Source organism: Silvimonas iriomotensis (assembly GCF_014645535.1).
GTDB classification, from domain to species: Bacteria; Pseudomonadota; Gammaproteobacteria; order Burkholderiales; family Chitinibacteraceae; genus Silvimonas; species Silvimonas iriomotensis.
The window spans coordinates 717396-732931 of sequence record NZ_BMLX01000002.1; the positions used below are offsets into that span (position 1 = coordinate 717396).

General features: G+C 58.8%; 16 protein-coding genes and 1 CRISPR repeat array (1 of these 17 only partly in view). Of the genes, 1 reads left to right on the plus strand and 15 read right to left on the minus strand.

Translation table 11 applies throughout. From position 1 onward, the window contains the following. Window positions 1-194: direct repeats of the CRISPR family, unit length 28 nt; unit sequence GTTCACCGCCGTGCAGGCGGTTTAGAAG (it extends 554 nt beyond the left edge of the window). A gap of 64 nt (window positions 195-258) precedes the next feature. The 9 genes from IEX57_RS09775 to IEX57_RS09815 form a co-directional block, all read right to left on the minus strand. Further along, entirely contained in the window at window positions 259-1359 is a 1101-nt protein-coding gene (locus IEX57_RS09775) for an ABC transporter ATP-binding protein (protein ID WP_188704154.1), read from the minus strand. Between the two features lie 83 nt (window positions 1360-1442). Then, window positions 1443-2282: a carbohydrate ABC transporter permease gene (locus IEX57_RS09780; RefSeq protein ID WP_188704155.1), complete on the minus strand. Its 840-nt coding sequence runs from the start codon at window positions 2280-2282 to the stop codon at window positions 1443-1445. An 18-nt stretch (window positions 2283-2300) separates the two neighbouring features. After that, the gene (locus IEX57_RS09785; protein WP_229708945.1) at window positions 2301-3167 is read right to left on the minus strand and encodes a carbohydrate ABC transporter permease; all 867 of its coding nucleotides are present in this window, start codon (window positions 3165-3167) and stop codon (window positions 2301-2303) included. A gap of 99 nt (window positions 3168-3266) precedes the next feature. Next, window positions 3267-4514: an ABC transporter substrate-binding protein gene (locus IEX57_RS09790; protein WP_188704156.1), complete on the minus strand. Its 1248-nt coding sequence runs from the start codon at window positions 4512-4514 to the stop codon at window positions 3267-3269. A 193-nt stretch (window positions 4515-4707) separates the two neighbouring features. Next, window positions 4708-5961 carry an ABC transporter substrate-binding protein gene (locus IEX57_RS09795; protein ID WP_188704157.1) on the minus strand — a complete coding sequence of 418 codons (1254 nt, stop codon included), beginning with the start codon at window positions 5959-5961 and terminating at the stop codon, window positions 4708-4710. Between the two features lie 525 nt (window positions 5962-6486). Then, the gene (locus tag IEX57_RS09800) at window positions 6487-7233 is read right to left on the minus strand and encodes a GntR family transcriptional regulator (RefSeq protein ID WP_188695019.1); all 747 of its coding nucleotides are present in this window, start codon (window positions 7231-7233) and stop codon (window positions 6487-6489) included. Between the two features lie 100 nt (window positions 7234-7333). Beyond that, window positions 7334-8215 carry a glucosamine kinase nucleotide-binding domain-containing protein gene (locus tag IEX57_RS09805; RefSeq protein WP_188704158.1) on the minus strand — a complete coding sequence of 294 codons (882 nt, stop codon included), beginning with the start codon at window positions 8213-8215 and terminating at the stop codon, window positions 7334-7336. Window positions 8216-8401: 186 nt separating this feature from the next. After that, a complete protein-coding gene (locus IEX57_RS09810) occupies window positions 8402-9130 on the minus strand; it encodes a phosphoadenylyl-sulfate reductase (protein WP_188704159.1) in 729 nt (242 codons plus the stop codon). Window positions 9131-9167: 37 nt separating this feature from the next. Continuing rightward, window positions 9168-9941: a sulfite exporter TauE/SafE family protein gene (locus tag IEX57_RS09815; RefSeq protein ID WP_188704160.1), complete on the minus strand. Its 774-nt coding sequence runs from the start codon at window positions 9939-9941 to the stop codon at window positions 9168-9170. Window positions 9942-10073: 132 nt separating this feature from the next. On the opposite strand from IEX57_RS09815, the gene cysB reads away from it, so the two are divergent. Beyond that, a complete protein-coding gene (cysB, locus tag IEX57_RS09820; protein WP_188704161.1) occupies window positions 10074-11024 on the plus strand; it encodes an HTH-type transcriptional regulator CysB in 951 nt (316 codons plus the stop codon). A 70-nt stretch (window positions 11025-11094) separates the two neighbouring features. On the opposite strand, the gene IEX57_RS09825 is transcribed toward cysB, so the two are convergent. The 6 genes from IEX57_RS09825 to hscA all read right to left on the minus strand — a co-directional run bounded on the left by IEX57_RS09825 (window position 11095) and on the right by hscA (window position 15487). Then, window positions 11095-11406: a DUF2322 family protein gene (locus IEX57_RS09825; RefSeq protein ID WP_188704162.1), complete on the minus strand. Its 312-nt coding sequence runs from the start codon at window positions 11404-11406 to the stop codon at window positions 11095-11097. Between the two features lie 79 nt (window positions 11407-11485). Further along, complete coding sequence (locus IEX57_RS09830) at window positions 11486-12457, minus strand: HD-GYP domain-containing protein (protein WP_188704163.1); 972 nt, start codon at window positions 12455-12457, stop codon at window positions 11486-11488. Between the two features lie 114 nt (window positions 12458-12571). Further along, the gene (iscX, locus tag IEX57_RS09835) at window positions 12572-12763 is read right to left on the minus strand and encodes a Fe-S cluster assembly protein IscX (protein WP_188694999.1); all 192 of its coding nucleotides are present in this window, start codon (window positions 12761-12763) and stop codon (window positions 12572-12574) included. Further along, complete coding sequence (locus IEX57_RS09840) at window positions 12760-13251, minus strand: YbaK/EbsC family protein (protein ID WP_188704164.1); 492 nt, start codon at window positions 13249-13251, stop codon at window positions 12760-12762. The genes iscX and IEX57_RS09840 overlap by 4 nt, the downstream gene beginning before the upstream one ends. Further along, on the minus strand, window positions 13251-13589 hold the full coding sequence (gene fdx / locus IEX57_RS09845) for an ISC system 2Fe-2S type ferredoxin (protein WP_188704165.1): 339 nt from the start codon (window positions 13587-13589) through the stop codon (window positions 13251-13253). Before fdx ends, IEX57_RS09840 begins: the two co-directional genes overlap by 1 nt. 41 nt (window positions 13590-13630) lie before the next feature. Continuing rightward, the gene (gene hscA, locus IEX57_RS09850) at window positions 13631-15487 is read right to left on the minus strand and encodes a Fe-S protein assembly chaperone HscA (protein WP_188704166.1); all 1857 of its coding nucleotides are present in this window, start codon (window positions 15485-15487) and stop codon (window positions 13631-13633) included. Between the last annotated feature and the right edge of the window lie 49 nt (window positions 15488-15536).

Consider the following 15536-nt stretch of genomic DNA (forward strand, 5'->3'; position numbering starts at 1 on the left):
AGGCGGTTTAGAAGGGGACCGACTTTTCTGGGTGGGCCACGCCAACGTTCACCGCCGTGCAGGCGGTTTAGAAGCAAACCGGCAGGGACACCACATCGCAACCGAGGTTCACCGCCGTGCAGGCGGTTTAGAAGATCTCGTTGCGCAGCTCGCGCATCGCAGCGCTATTCACCGCCGTGCAGGCGGTATGCCAGTTTGCTTCTGCCAACAAAAAACCCGCCTCACGGCGGGTTTTTCTTTTGCGGTGAACGTCTGCGATCAGCAGGTGCGCTTGAATGCGGCGCCTTGTTCGTTGAACACCAGGGTGTCCTTTTCCGGGAAGACGAGGCGAACGGAGGCGCCGCGCTTGAGTTCCGGATGGTTGCCTGGCAGTTTCACGCACAGGATTTCGTTCACGCCGGCCACTTCAACATAGGCCAGCACGATGTCGCCCAGGTGCTCGATCAGATCGATACGGGCCGGCACGCCTTCTTCGCCTTCCAGCTTCAGTTGAACGTGTTCCGGACGGATACCCAGGGTTACCTTGTCGCCCACGCGGCCTGCGTTGGCGTCAACTGCAGCGCGTACGGTAATGCCCTTGGGCAGACGCACCACGGCGGCTTGCGCTTCCACGCTGACCAGTTGTGCTTCGAGCAGGTTCATCTTGGGCGAGCCCAGGAAGCCGGCCACAAAGAGGTTGGACGGGTGCTCGTACAGTTCCAGCGGGGAACCGACTTGCTGGATCACGCCGGCGTTCAGCACGACGATACGATCAGCCAGGGTCATGGCTTCAACCTGATCGTGCGTCACGTAGATCATGGTGGTCTTCAGATCGTTGTGCAGCTTGGAGAGCTCCACACGCATGTTCAGACGCAACGCGGCATCCAGGTTGGACAGCGGTTCGTCGAACAGGAACACTTCCGGCTCACGCACGATGGCGCGGCCGATGGCCACACGCTGACGCTGACCGCCCGACAGGGCTTTGGGCTTGCGCTCCAGCAGATGGGTGATCTGCAGGATGTTGGCGGCGCGCTGCACGCGACGGTCGATGTCTTCTTTGGATTCGCCCGACAGCTTGAGCGAGAACGCCATGTTGTCGTACACGCTCATGTGCGGGTACAGGGCGTAAGACTGGAACACCATGGCGATACCGCGCTTGGAGGCGTGGATGTCGTTGGCGATGGTGTCGCCGATCATGAGATCGCCCGAGGTGATGTCTTCCAGGCCGGCAATCATGCGCAGCAGGGTGGATTTGCCGCAGCCGGACGGGCCCACGAATACGACGAATTCGCCGTTCTTGATCTCAAGGTCTACCCCTTTGATCACTTGTACGTCTTTGCCGTAGGTCTTCTTGATATCTTTGAGCGTAACCGAAGCCATTTATTCGATTCCTTTAAATCTTTTGTTCTGAGTCTGCCTGAACGGCGGGCACCTGTCCCGCCGTCCTGTGAGCGAGAGGCAGCTTATTTCACAGCGCCATCCAGACCGCTGACGAAGTAGCGCTGGGTAAAGGCGAAGAAAATCAGTACCGGGATGATCGTCATCACGATCGCAGCCATGACAAGGCTGGTCGAGGTGGCAAACGGACCGGTCAGGTCATTGAACACACCCACGGCCAGCGGCAGTTTGTCTTTCGAGTTCAGCACGATCGACGGCCACAGGTAGTCGTTCCATTCATTGACCAGGGTAAAGATGGCCAGCGCAGCAATCGACGGTGCACATACTGGCACCATGATCCGCCACATGATCTGCAACTCTGTCGCGCCATCCACACGGGCGGCGTCGATCAGGTCTTGCGGTACGGCCTCAAACGCCTGGCGCATCAGGAAGATACCAAATGCGCCGGCAATGTTGGGCAGAATCGCACCAGTCCAGGTGTTCAGCAGGCCCAGATGCTTCATGGTGATGAAGTTGGGAACCAGTGCCACTTCAGACGGCAGCATCATGGTGGCAATGATCGCCACAAAGATGAAGTTACGACCGGCAAACTTCAGACGGGCCAGCGGGTAGCCGGCCAGGACCGAAACCACGGTCACGCCAACGACGGCCCAGAACGACATCAGGGCAGAGTTACCCAGATACGTCATGAACGGCATTTCATGGAACACGCGGATGAACCAGCTGATGCTGGGGTCCGTCGGCCAGAAAGCCCGCGGGAAAATCCAGATGTTGGACGGATCTTGCGAGAGCCCTACCGAGAGGGCCCAGATAAACGGAAATGCGGTGAAGATCGCGAACAGCAACAGGCCTGCGTAATGCAAGGTGCGGCCAATCACTGAGCGAGCAGTTTTACCAAGCGCCATGTTATGTCTCCCTGTGCCTTATTTCTTCTCTTCGCCAAACATGCGGAACTGAACGATGGCGAGCAGCACGCAGAAGAACGTCACCACGACACCGGCGGCCGCAGCACGACCGAAGTTGTAGTTCCGGAACGCCTGGTCGTATACGTAGTACAGCGCCGTATAGGTGTCGGCCTGACCCTTGGTCAGCACGATCACTTCAAGGTAAACCTTGATCGCGGCGATGGTACTTAACAGCGTACACAAGAGAATGGTCGGCTTGACCATGGGCACGGTGATTTTCCAGAAGCGCTGGAAAGCATTGGCGCCATCCAGAATGGCGGCCTCTTCCACCTCGGCCGGAATGGCTTGCAGGCCGGCAAGATACAGCACCATGTAGTAGCCGATACCTTTCCAGAAGGTAAAGATCATCAGCATGTACAGCGCAATGGAAGGCTCGCCCAGCCAGTTCACCTGATCATGCAGGATGCCAAGGCTTTGCAGCAGCCAGGTCAGCACGCCGTCGTACTTGTAGACGTTGGCCCACACCACGCCGGCGATCGAGATCGAGGTAATGACCGGGATGTAGAACAAGGCGCGGAACAAGGTCATGCCCGGCAGCTTGTTGTTCACCATCTTGGCCACAACGAGCGCTGCCAGCTGGATGACCGGCACGATCAGCAGATACAGCAGCGAGTTCTTGAGCGCACTCCAGAACAGGTCTTCGTGAGCGATGTATTTGAAGTTTGCAAAATTGTTCCAGGTGGCCGAACCGTCAGCAATGCTGTAGTCCTGGAACGCGAGGTAGGTGTTATAGCCAACAGGCCAGAACGTCAGGACGCCCATCAGGATCAAGGCCGGAGCCAGGAACATGTAGGCGATCGCGGTGTAACTGTTTGAAGTCTTCACGACGCAACTCGACTGTATCTTTATTTTTCTGGTGTAACGGACTGAGCGGAACCACCCGAGGGGCGGTTCCGCTCAGGAACTTCATGCTACTTCAACTGCTTACTTCTTCAGCTTTTCGTTCCAGGCAGCAACAGCTTCGTCCAGAGCGGCCTTGACAGGCTTGCGGCCTTCAACGGCGTCCTGGATTTCATCCTGCAGCTTCTTGGTCATGGCAGCTTCGTCCGGCAGCACGCCCGGCGGGATGGTCAGAGTGCGAGCGTTGTCCATGGAGCCAGCGGCAGCAGCACGGCCAGCTTCAACCGGATCGGCGCTCTTGGCACCAGCCTGGAAGTACGGATCCAGGTTGCCCTTCTTGGTCGACGGGAAGGTGGTTTCGGTGGCCTTCGAGAACGCAACTTGTTGCGCGTCGTTGGTCAGGAACACACCCAGCTTGCCGGCAGCTGCCGGGTCCTTGGTGCCCTTCGGAATCACGAAGTCCATCAGCCATGCGCCGAAGGCCATCTTGCCTGCGTCAACCGGGAACTTGGCAACGCCAGTCTTGGCGTAGATGTCCTTGGCGTCGGTTTCGGTGCGCTTCAGGGCTTGCGGTGCGGTCGTCATCATGGCGATCTTGCCGGAGTTGTATGCAGCGATTTCCTGCTCGAACTCAACCTTGAACACGTCCTTCGGCATTACGCCAGCTTTGTACAGGTCAGCAAACTTTTGTACGAAAGCGACGTGCTTCGGGCTGTTGAACACGGCCTTGCCGTTTTCAACGACCGGCAGGCCAGCGTAGTAGAACCAGCCCACGAAGTTACCCAGCTTCGGTGCGTAAGCCGGAACGCCGGTCTTGGCGGTAATTTGCTTGCCGTCATTGACGAATTCGTCAAAGTTCTTCGGAGCAGACTTCACACCGGCCTTGGCCAGGATGTCCTTGTTGTAGGCGATGATGGACACGGAGTTGTACCACGGGAAGGCGTAAACCTTGCCGTTCACCGTTACGTCCTTGATCGCGCCAACGGAGTAGTTGTTCTTGGCGGCGCCCATGTACTGGTCAACCGGCAGGATGTTGCCTTGAGCGGCAAAATCATGCACCCAGGGCACGTTGAAGTTCACCAGCGCCGGCGGGTTGCCAGCAGCGATGGAAGCGATCAGCTTGGGCTGGATCTGATCCCAGTTCATGTCAACCCACTTGGCGGTCAGGCCAGGGTTGGCTTTGTTGAAATCAGCAACGGACTTGTTGAAGTAATCGTTGAATTTCGGAGCCAGGTTCATGGTCCAGAATTCGAGTTCAGTATCAGCTTGTGCGTAAACAGAAGCAAAACCGAATACCACTGCGCCAACGGCCAACATCTTCTTGAGCTTCATCTTGTCTTCCTCTTGGAGTTATCGACAAATACGCCAGGAATCTTTTCCTTGCGGTACACCACACTTGATCCGGCGTGTGCCCACCAGATCATGCGGATTTCAGCACGCTGCGGGAGTGTAGCAGATTACCCGCAGCGAATTTCCAGTTCTCACAACTGTCAATTGCGAATTACACCTACCTGCCGCCAAAGCCTTATTTGGCGCCAAGTTTGCTGTTCCAGAATGCAACAGCTTCATCCAGCGCCTGCTTGACCGGCTTGCGCCCGGAGATCGCTTCTTCCAGTTCATCCTGGAGTTTCTTGTTCATGGCAGCCTCATCAGGCAGGCCGGTGACGGTGAGCGTGCGGGCCTGGCCAATGGCCTGGGCTGCCACGGCGCGACCGTGTTCAATCGGATCGGCAGAATTGGCGCCGCTCTGGAAATAAGCATCGCTGACCGCTTTGCGGGTCGACGGGAAGGTGGTTTCAGTGGCTTTGGAGAACGCCAGCTGGTTGGCGTCATTGGTCAGGAACTGACCCAGTTTGACGGCGGCATCAGCGTGTTTCGAGCCTTGCGGCACCGACCAGAAGAACAGATAGCCACCAAACGGGGTATCGCCTTTGGACAGCGGGAAAGAAGTGGTCACGGTCTGGGCGTAGACCGGTTTGGCATCGGTTTGCGTGCGTTTGAGCGCTTGCGGCGACGTGGTCATCATGGCGATCTTGCCAGAGTCATAGGCCGCAATTTCTTGCTCGAACTCCATCTTGAACACGTCTTTGGGGATGGCGCCGTCTTTCCAGGCCTGGGCAAAACGCTCAACAAACTTCACGTGTTCCGGGCTGTTGAACACCGCCTTGCCATTCTGGATGACCGGCAAACCCTGGTACATGAACCAGCTGGAGAATTCCTGAACCTTGGGGGCAAAACCGGCCACACCGGTTTTGTCCTTGATCTGCCTGGCGTAGGCAAAAAGCTCATCAAGCGACTTGGGCGCAGCCTTCAGCCCGGCCTTGTCGAAAATGCCCTTGTTGTAGGCAATGATGGAGACCGAGTTGTACCACGGCAGACCATAGATCTTGCCGTTGTAGGTGACGTCCTTGAGGGCGGCATCGGTATACATGCCCTTGAAGCCGGTGATCTTGTTCTCCAGCGGCAGCAGCAGACCCTTCTGGGCGTACTCAGCGGCCCAGGGCACCGGCAGGTTAATCAGGTCAGGCGCGTTGCCAGCGGCAACTGCAGCAATGAAACGGGGCTGGAAAGCGTCCCAGTCGACATCGACCCAGACAGCTTGAATATCGGGATTGGCAGCGTTGAAGCGGGCGGTGAGGTCTTTCATGACCGCGTCGAACTTGGGCGACAGGCTGTTGGACCAGAATTCGACTTTGGTCTTGTCTGCAGCGACGGCAGACAAGGACACAAATGCACAGCTGGCGGCAACAAGGGTCAGAACGGACTGCCTGAACTTCATCTCGATTCCCCATCCTCTATTCAAACTGGTGTCATGGACACTGACCATTACCGGTCAGTGCGGCATGGAACGCAGAAATAGAAGCAGAAAGGAATACGGACGCAAAAAAGGCGTGATACTGCAGGCGATCGCGCACGCACCCTCTCCCAGGTTGCGCGCGGACATGGCGCAGTCTGGCTGCACCCGCCGAAATACCCTGTCCCAGTTTCGTTTCCCGGGGGCCCCGCCCAGTGTGCGGTGACTACCCCATCCTCATGCTCAGTCCGGTCGTTGCCGGTTATTTCTGGTTCCTGGCCGGCTGCTTTGTAGCGCCTGGCCATGCCGCCTCGTTTCTCGAGGCTTTGGCAGATTACAACAATTTATCAATACGGTGAATCACTTCGAAGCCTTCACTTCTGGCGGGACTGTGCGTCGCACCTTGCCGGATGAACGGCTTGATTCTCATATTTTGTAGTTAATTACACTTAAGTAAAACACCTGACTACAGCAAATACCCTAAGCAATTGCCCTGAGGCCGCGAAAACACTAAGCCTTTCTGTGCAATTCGACCACAAAGTCGTAGTAGTCACTACGAAACCAGGAGTGCGTCAATTCAACCGGCAGGCCGTTTTCCAGATAGCCAACGCGCACCAGGTGCAACATGGCCTGCCCTTCCGGAATGTCCGCCAGGCTTGCCAGACGCGCATTTGCGTTCACGGCGGCGATATTCTGTATCGCTCTTACAACACCTAGCCGGGCGTTCTGCATGTATTCATAGAGGGAATCACCGATTTTGGCCGGATCTGCCACCAGGTGATGCGGCAAAGCGGTCTCTTCCACCGCCATTACCACGTCATTGGCCGTCCGTACCCGCAGCAAACGCGACACCCGTGCATTGGGCGCCAGGTTCAGCCGCATCAGTTCTTCTGCCGTTGCCGGCGCCACCTCACGCTTGAGCCAGCGGCTGCCCGGCACAAAACCGCGTTGCTTGAGCATTTCCGACAAGTTGGTCAGGCGGGAGAGCGGTTGCTCCAGTTTGGGCGTAATGAACGTGCCCGCCCCTTGCCGGCGCACGATCATGCCTTGTTCATACAAGAGATCGAGCGCCTTGCGGGCTGTCACGCGGGACAGGCCCAGCACTTCACAGAAAGTCCGCTCGGACGGCAGCGGGTCTTCCGCTTTCCAGAAGCCGGCGTGAATGGCCGCGGCCAGTTTATGGCTCAGTTGCAGATAAAGCGGCGTCGCGCTGTCTGCCTCGGGCTTGAGAAACAACAGCTTTTGCTGCTGATCCATGGTCCTGCTCTCCCCAGATTGGCAAGCGCCCCGGTCAGGCCGGGGCTGGTCAACAATGCCTGGCGGCGGGCACAAGGCACCGCCGCGCGTTACCAGACTCTCAGGCTGTTACCGCCTTGTGGATCAGGATCAAAGCACCGGCACAAGAATCGGCCTGCGCCCGCGTGGTGGTCGCGAGGAACGCAGCCGGAATATACGGGCGCAAGGCTTCAGAGAGGCCGCCCCCGCAAATGGCCAGCGGCAGCGCTGGCGCCGTGGCGCGCAGGGCCTTGCCGATGATTTCGATCTCGCGACCGGCATCTTGCAAAAAGCCGCGCGCGACATCGTCAGTCTCACCGAACTGGACAATGATGGGCGAGAGCGAGGCGCATTCGCCCTGCTTCATCTTGCCCATCCATTCAAAAATCTTTTCTTTGGTGTCACCCACCACGGCGAACAGCGCGCGACCAAAGTCGGTCATCGGCTGGCGGCCGTCAAACAGGCGTTGCACGTGGTTGATGGCCTTCAGGCCCAGATAAGCGCCAGACCCTTCATCAGACGTCGGAAAACCCCAGCCGCCGACTTCAATGCGCTGGCCATCCGGCAACCAGGCTTCACCAATCGAACCCGTACCGACCGCGATGATGCCGCCGTGCGCACCTTTGTGCGCGCCCAGCAACGTCGAAAAACCGTCGGTCTCGACAATGATGCGGGCAAATCCCGGGTTTCTGGCTTCAAATTCGGCCGCCCAGGCGCGGTTATGCACGCCAGACAAACCAAAGCCGACAGCGCATTGGGCAAAGTCGGGCGCGTTGATCCCCAGCGCGGCAAAGCCGGCGCGGATGGTCGCCACGATGTTGTCCCAGGCTTTGTCGATACCTTGTTGCAGTGCCGATGCACCGCCTTCGGCGCGGGTCAGCTCTTTGCCGTCGAGCCCGGAAATACAGATGCGCGTGCCCGTGCCGCCGCCATCAACGCCAATCAGGTATTGAATGCCACTCATGTTTCGATTCCTTTCCTCTGTCCTGAACCTGGTCCAGGTTTTTTTGTTTCATGTTTTCTTTTTGTCGCCGCCTCTTTTGATGCGGCGCAGCACTGCATACGGCATAAGCAAAAACGGCAATGCCGCCATAATGATGGCGGCATTGTAAGAATCAGGCAACGAATCCGGCGTTCGCGTTGCGAACTATCAACGATTTACCGACGAAACAAACGACACCGCGCTCACTTCGCCGCCGTCTTTCACGTGCAGGCCGCATTCCTTGTTTTCCGGATTTTCCCACCACCAGCGGCCAGCGCGAACGTCTTCGCCCATCGCAATGGCGCGCGTACAGGGCGCGCAGCCGATCGAGGGGTAATGCCGATCGTGCAACTTGTTGTAGGGCACGTTGTTGGCCTTGATATAGGCCCACACGTCTTTTTCGGTCCACTCGATCAGCGGGTTGAATTTCTCCAGCCCGTTGCCGGCGTCATATTCCTGGTTGCCAAGATCGGTCCGGGTGGGCGATTGCTCGCGACGCAGACCCGTCACCCAGGCCTTCTTGCCTTTCAGTGCGCGCTGCAGCGGTTCGATCTTGCGGATATGACAACAGGATTTGCGCAGGTCGACAGACTCATAAAAACCGTTGACGCCGTTGTCTTTGACATAGGCTTCCACCGCTGCGGCGTCCGGGAAAAACACCTGCACCGCGTGTTCCGGATAGCGCTCACGCACGGTTTGCATCAGTTCATAGGTTTCTTCCGGCAGGCGGCCGGTGTCCAGGCTGAACGCAGCAATGCCGATGTTATTGCGGGCGATCAGATCGGTCAGCACCATGTCTTCGGCACCAAACGAGTTGGCAAACACGGCGGGCGAATAATCAGCGGCAATCCGCTTGAGCAGTGCCAGTGTGTCGGCAATCTTGCTGTCGAGATCCATCAAAGACTCCGAAGGCGATGAATTCAGAAAAAGTGGCTTAAAAGACCAATTTGCTGCCAACCAGGGCCAGCATCAAGGCCAACAAGGGGCGCAGCAGGCGATCGGGCAGACGGCCGGAAAGCTGGCTGCCAAAGTAAATGCCCGGCAGCGAACCAATCAGCAAATATCCCAGAATGCCCCAATCCAGATTACCCAGCCCGGCATGACCCAGACCCGCCACCAGCGTCAGCGGCACGGCATGGGCAATTTCGGTACCGACAAGGCGGGATGTCGGGATCAGCGGGTACAGCAAAAACAGGGCGATGGTACCCAGCGCACCGGCACCAATTGATGACAAGGTCACGATCACGCCCAGCACCAGGCCGACAATGACCGTAATGACGCGGCGATGCATCGAATCGGCTTTCAGGGTCAGTTCACCTGAAAACGTGGCTTTCTGGATCAGTGGTTTGATCAGGATGGCGACCGCCGTCAGCAGCAGCGCCACGCCCAGCATATGTTTGATCAGGCCGTTGATGACGGCCTGGTCTGTTTGCAGACGGTGCAGGAAAAACACGGTGACCATGGCCGCCGGCACGCTGCCCAACGCCAGCCAGCCGGTGATTTTCCAGTCGATATTGCGGTTGCGGTGGTGCACCCACACGCCGCCGGATTTGGTAATGGCGGCATACAACAGATCAGTACCGACCGCCGTGGCGGGGTTGATACCAAAAAACAACAGGATCGGCGTCATCAAAGAGCCGCCGCCCACGCCAGTCATACCCACAATAAATCCGACCAGAAGGCCGGAAACAATGAAACCCAACGTCATCCAAGTACCCCTCACTTGAGGGATACACAGACCGTTTTTTCCCCCGGAACTGGCGATCATATCATTGGGTTTATAATGCTATAGACTGTTATGTTAAGATTTTAGAATGCGTGGTTATTTATTGGGAACGCCATGAAATTACAGCAATTGCGATACCTGGTTGAAGTATCAAAACAAGGACTCAACGTCTCTGAAGCAGCAGAAAAACTGCATACGTCACAGCCCGGGATTTCCAAACAGATCCGCTTGCTGGAAGACGAACTGGGTGTACAGATCTTTATCCGCAACGGCAAACGCGTGGTTGATGTGACCGCGCCGGGGCGCGAGATCCTGCACATTGCCGAACGCATCCTGATGCAGGCGCAGAACCTCAAGCGCATTGGTGAAGAGTTCGTGAACGTGGAAGGCGGCAGCCTGACCATTGCCACCACGCACACGCAGGCGCGTTACGCCCTGCCGCGGACCATCAAGGCGTTCCTGTCGCGTTACCCCAAGGTGCGGCTGTCGATCAAACAAGGCAGCCCGACCCAGATCAGCGAAATGGTGGTCGAAGGCGAGGCCGATATCGCCATCGCCACGGAAGGCATCGACCATTACCCGGAACTGGCCATGCTGCCGTGCTACGAATGGAACCGGTCCATCGTGGTACCGGAAGGCCACCCGCTGGCGGCGCTGGATCGCAAGATCGGTCTGGATGATGTCGCGGCCTACCCGCTGGTGACGTACGACTTTGCCTTTACCGGCCGTTCGCTGATCAACCGCGCTTTCGAAAAGCAGGGCCTGACCCCCAATGTCGTGCTCACCGCCATCGACTCTGACGTGATCAAGACCTACGTCACGCTGGGTCTGGGCGTGGGTATTCTAGCGACCATGGCTTTTGAACCGGAACGTGATCGCGGCTTGGTGGCGATTGATGCCGGCCATTTGTTCGAGCCCTCGGTCACGCGCATTGGCGTGCGCCGTGATGCCTATCTGCGCGGTTATGCCTTTGACTTTATCGAGCTGTTCTCGCCGCACCTGACGCGCGAAACCGTTCAGGGCTCTTTGCTGATGAGCGAGCCGGAAGGCGAAGAAGAGGAATAATCGCCCAGTCACCGGGCACAAAAAAAAGGCCAGCAACTGCTGGCCTTTTTTACGTCTGCGCCCTGCCCGCTCAGGCCGGCAGCAAGCGTACGGAGAACGGCTGACCACCCTCGGCCAGCGTCAGCAGGCGATCAATATTGGGATGCTTGCCCGGGTTGGCACGTGCATCGACCGTGTGTTCGGCATACAGGCGCAGGCCTTTGTCGGCGGCGACGGTATCGATGGCGCCAAATTCCTGGTACAGCGCGTGGTATACCCGCACGCTGCCGGCCTGGCCGGGTTTGTTTTCAAGGCGGGCGGCGACGGTTTCGCCATCAAGCAGTTCCAGACCAGCCAGGTGGTCAACGGTGGGCAAGCCAGCCAGTACTTCAGCAAATTGCATGGATCAGTTCCTGCGTTTCTTGTGGAATAAAAACAAGTAAAAAGAAAGGTAAGAGAACACGCGGCCTGGTCGGCACCGCTTACAGGCCCATGGCCGCAGCGCCCCAGACTTGTTCAAACTGGACACGCCCGACCAGCGCGGCCGGCTCCAGCATGTCGGTAATCGCAAACTGCGGTTTGCCGGTATCGCGATCAACCGGCTCCAGCAAGGGCATGTCGGCATCGTCAAACAAGGCGGTCACCAGCGGCGCGGATTCATTGGCGTAATGCTTCACCACGCCGCTCTCGCCGTTGGCAAGGCGCACCACCGCGCCCGGCGGGAACAGGCCCAGCGTATCGCCAAACAGGCGGCCCAGCTTGGCGTCCGCAGCGCTGCCATGGGCGCGCAAAGTGCGGAACAAGGCGCTATCAACCACACTGCCGCTACGCCAGGCCGACTGGGTCAGCATGGCGCAATAACGGTCGGCCAGACCGATCAGCCGCGCTTCAAAGCGCAACTCTTCCCCTTCCAGCCGCGCCGGGTAACCGCTGCCATCGGGCATTTCATGGTGTTGCAGCACGCAATCGAGCCACAACTGGTCCGACACGCCCAGCCGGCGCAGCATTTCCCGGCCAATCATCGGGTGACGATGCATTTCTTCGCGTTGTGCGCTGGAAAGCGGCGTGGATTGCTGCGCCAGGGTTTCCTGCAGCGCCATCATGCCCATGTTCATGGTCAGGGCAGCGCTGACGACTGACTGGCGATCCAGCGGGTTCATGTCCAGCCGCTCGCACACCAGATCAACCACGATGGCGGTATCGACCGAGTGCCGGATACCGTAACCGCCTTCCTGCGCATGCAGGATAACGGCCAGTGCCACATCGGCATCTTGCTCGCACGCCAGTTGCAGTTGCCAGACGATATCGGTCAGGCGCTGGGTGAAATCACCCTGGTCCGGGTGGCGCTCAAGCAGATCGAACAGTTTGAAGCGGGCATTAAGCACCAGGCTGGCGACAGAACGCGCGGCGGGAGGTGTAGTCACGGTGTCGCGGGCAGGTTGCGCGGCAGGCATGTTGGGGGTGGGTCCGTTCAGGTGGCCGGTTGATCCATCATTGTATGGTTCAATCCGGCCCTCTGGTCAAACCGGGTGCCAGGCAATGAGACACCTGGCGCGACGTGATGCAGATCAGACTTCTTCGATCCAGGCGGCCTGGATGGCTTCCAGGATGCGTTCGCCGCAGCGGGAGGGCTCGTCATCAAAGTCATCCAGCGCCATGACCCATTCCATCAGGTCAGTAAAGCGGATGGTCCGCGGGTCGATTTCCGGAAAGCGGTCCGCCAGTTCAATGGCGATGTCATGGGTATCGGTCCACTTCATACTGCACTCTCCTCTTTGATCCGGGCGACGCGGCCGGTGGTCAAGGCCACCAGCTCCGCGGGGGTCAGCCGGAATACGCTGTTCGGGGTTCCTGCTGCTGCCCACAGTTCGGCGTAGCTCAGCAGGTCTTCATCAATCAGGACGATGGGGTCTTCCAGGTGCGCCACCGGGGCAACGCCGCCAATGGCAAAACCGGTTTTCTCACGCACGAAATCGGCATCGGCCCGGCCCACCTTTTGCCCTACCAGTTCGGTCACGCTTTTCTCGCAGACGCGGTTGCGGCCACTGGTGACTACCAGCACCAGCTGATTGCTCTGGCGCGTTTTCAGGATAATGGATTTGGCAATTTGCGCCACATCGCAACCAATGGCCGCGGCGGCATCGACTGCCGTCCGGGTAGATGCATCAAAGGTGACGATGCGCGCCGCAATGCCATGGCGCGTGAGCACGTCGGCTACGCGTTGCTGACTTGCAGAGACATCTGTCATCAGTGGTTTTCCCGGGCGTGATTGATGGTGTACTTGGGGATTTCGACCACCAGATCGGTTTCTTCCACAATCGCCTGGCACGACAGGCGCGATTGCGCGGTCAGGCCCCAGGCCTTGTCCAGCAAGTCGTCTTCCAGCTCGTCGCTGGCTTCCAGGCTGTTGAAACCTTCACGCACGATGACGTGACAGGTGGTGCAGGCACACGATTTTTCGCAGGCGTGCTCGATCTCGATGTCATTTTCGAGCAGCACATCACAGATCGAAGTGCCCGGCTCGGCTTCAAGGACCGCGCCATCCGGGCACAACACGGGATGAGGCAGTACGACGATTTGAGTCACGTTACAGTCCCTTCGGGTTACGGGTGTTCAGTTGGGCGCGTTCAGAGTTCGCCAATCTTCTGGCCGGCAAGGCCACGCTTCACGGCAGCATCCATGCGGCGACCGGCGAATTCCACCGTTGCCTGGTTCAGTGCTTCGGCCGTGGTGCGGATCAGATCGGCATCGCTACCGGCCAGGCGCTGGCGCAGATCATCGAGCACGGCGTGAATGGCCGCGCGTTCAGCGTCATCCAGCAATTGGCCATCAACCTCCAGCGCGGCTTCCGTCGCCTGCAACAGGCTGGTGGCTTCCACTTTGGCCTCGGCCAGTTTGCGCGCGGTCATGTCGTCGGCCGCGTGGGTCATCGACTCGCTCAACATGCGGCCGATTTCTTCATCCGACAAACCATACGACGGCTTGACCGCGATACTGGCTTCCAGGCCGGTGGATTGCTCCCGCGCCGACACGCTCAACAAGCCGTCGGCATCCACCTGGAACGTGACGCGAATCCGCGCCGCACCGGCGACCATGGGCGGAATGCCGCGCAATTCAAAGCGCGCCAGCGAACGGCAGTCGCTGACCATTTCACGCTCGCCTTGCAGCACGTGAATGGCCATGGCGGTCTGGCCATCTTTGTAAGTGGTGAATTCCTGGGCGCGTGCGGTCGGGATGGTGGAATTGCGCGGAATGACCTTCTCGGTCAGGCCACCCATGGTTTCCAGCCCCAAAGACAACGGAATGACGTCCAGCAGCAGCCATTCATCATCGCCCTTGTTGCCTGCCAGCACGTCGGCTTGCATGGCCGCGCCCAGCGCCACCACTTTGTCCGGGTCCAGGTTGGTCAGCGGCGTCTTGCCGAAGAATTCGGTCACGGCGCGGCGCACTTGCGGCATGCGCGTCGCGCCGCCCACCAGCACCACACCCTTGATGTCATTGACGGTGAGCTTGGCATCGCGCAGCGCCTTTTTCACCGGCAGCAGCGTTTTTTGCACCAGGTGCGAAGTCAGCTCGTGCAGTTTGTCTGCGGTCAGTTCCTGATCCACCATTTGCCCGTCAGAGAGCATGGCGGTCAGGTGCGTGCTGTCGTGATCGGTGAGCGCTTCCTTGGCTTCACGGGCGCGCGTCAGCAACAGGCGCGAGTCTTGCGCATTCAGGCGCGACAGGCCGGTTTGCTCCATCGCCCAACAGTGAATGCGGTGATCAAAATCATCGCCACCCAGTTGCGAATCACCCGAGGTTGCGCGCACTTCAAACACACCGCGGGTCAGCTCCAGGATCGACACATCAAAGGTGCCGCCGCCCAGGTCATACACCACAAAGGTGCCTTCGGCGCCGTTATCAAGGCCATAGGCAATGGCTGCAGCGGTGGGTTCGTTGAGCAGGCGCAGCACATTCAAACCGGCCAGACGCGCCGCGTCTTTGGTGGCCTGGCGCTGGGCGTCGTCAAAATACGCCGGCACAGTAATCACCGCGCCAACCAGTTCGCCGCCCATGCTTTCTTCGGCACGATCTTTGAGCGTACGCAGGATATCGGCAGAGACTTCCACCGGGCTTTTGATACCAGCGGCGGTTTGCAGCTTGAGCATGCCCGGCTCATCGACAAAGCGGTAAGGCGTAGCCAGTTCCGCGATGTCTTTCAGGCCACGGCCCATGAAGCGCTTGACCGACACGACGGTGTTGGCCGGGTCCTTGTTTTGCTTTGCCTGCGCGGCACGGCCCACCAGCACACCGCCGTCGGCCGCGTAATTGACCACCGAGGGCAACAGCGCGCGGCCATCATGATCAGGCAGGCAGACCGCGCTGCCGCTGCGCACGGTGGCAACCAGCGAGTTGGTGGTGCCAAGGTCGATCCCGACCGCCAGACGATGCTGGTGCGGGGCGGTGGACATGCCAGGTTCGGCGATTTGCAGTAAGGCCATAGCTCGTAAAGTCAAAAAGGCGCGCGTTATTGCTGCCGCGCGCCTGGAT

Bases quoted from the DNA above. Each gene is read 5' to 3' on its own strand.
- IEX57_RS09775 (WP_188704154.1), bottom strand. From the start codon at position 1,359: ATGGCTTCGGTTACGCTCAAAGATATCAAGAAGACCTACGGCAAAGAC.
- IEX57_RS09780 (WP_188704155.1), bottom strand. From the start codon at position 2,282: ATGGCGCTTGGTAAAACTGCTCGCTCAGTGATTGGCCGCACCTTGCAT.
- IEX57_RS09790 (WP_188704156.1), bottom strand. From the start codon at position 4,514: ATGAAGCTCAAGAAGATGTTGGCCGTTGGCGCAGTGGTATTCGGTTTT.
- IEX57_RS09795 (WP_188704157.1), bottom strand. From the start codon at position 5,961: ATGAAGTTCAGGCAGTCCGTTCTGACCCTTGTTGCCGCCAGCTGTGCA.
- IEX57_RS09800 (WP_188695019.1), bottom strand. From the start codon at position 7,233: ATGGATCAGCAGCAAAAGCTGTTGTTTCTCAAGCCCGAGGCAGACAGC.
- IEX57_RS09805 (WP_188704158.1), bottom strand. From the start codon at position 8,215: ATGAGTGGCATTCAATACCTGATTGGCGTTGATGGCGGCGGCACGGGC.
- IEX57_RS09810 (WP_188704159.1), bottom strand. From the start codon at position 9,130: ATGGATCTCGACAGCAAGATTGCCGACACACTGGCACTGCTCAAGCGG.
- IEX57_RS09815 (WP_188704160.1), bottom strand. From the start codon at position 9,941: ATGACGTTGGGTTTCATTGTTTCCGGCCTTCTGGTCGGATTTATTGTG.
- cysB (WP_188704161.1), top strand. From the start codon at position 10,074: ATGAAATTACAGCAATTGCGATACCTGGTTGAAGTATCAAAACAAGGA.
- IEX57_RS09825 (WP_188704162.1), bottom strand. From the start codon at position 11,406: ATGCAATTTGCTGAAGTACTGGCTGGCTTGCCCACCGTTGACCACCTG.
- IEX57_RS09830 (WP_188704163.1), bottom strand. From the start codon at position 12,457: ATGCCTGCCGCGCAACCTGCCCGCGACACCGTGACTACACCTCCCGCC.
- iscX (WP_188694999.1), bottom strand. From the start codon at position 12,763: ATGAAGTGGACCGATACCCATGACATCGCCATTGAACTGGCGGACCGC.
- IEX57_RS09840 (WP_188704164.1), bottom strand. From the start codon at position 13,251: ATGACAGATGTCTCTGCAAGTCAGCAACGCGTAGCCGACGTGCTCACG.
- hscA (WP_188704166.1), bottom strand. From the start codon at position 15,487: ATGGCCTTACTGCAAATCGCCGAACCTGGCATGTCCACCGCCCCGCAC.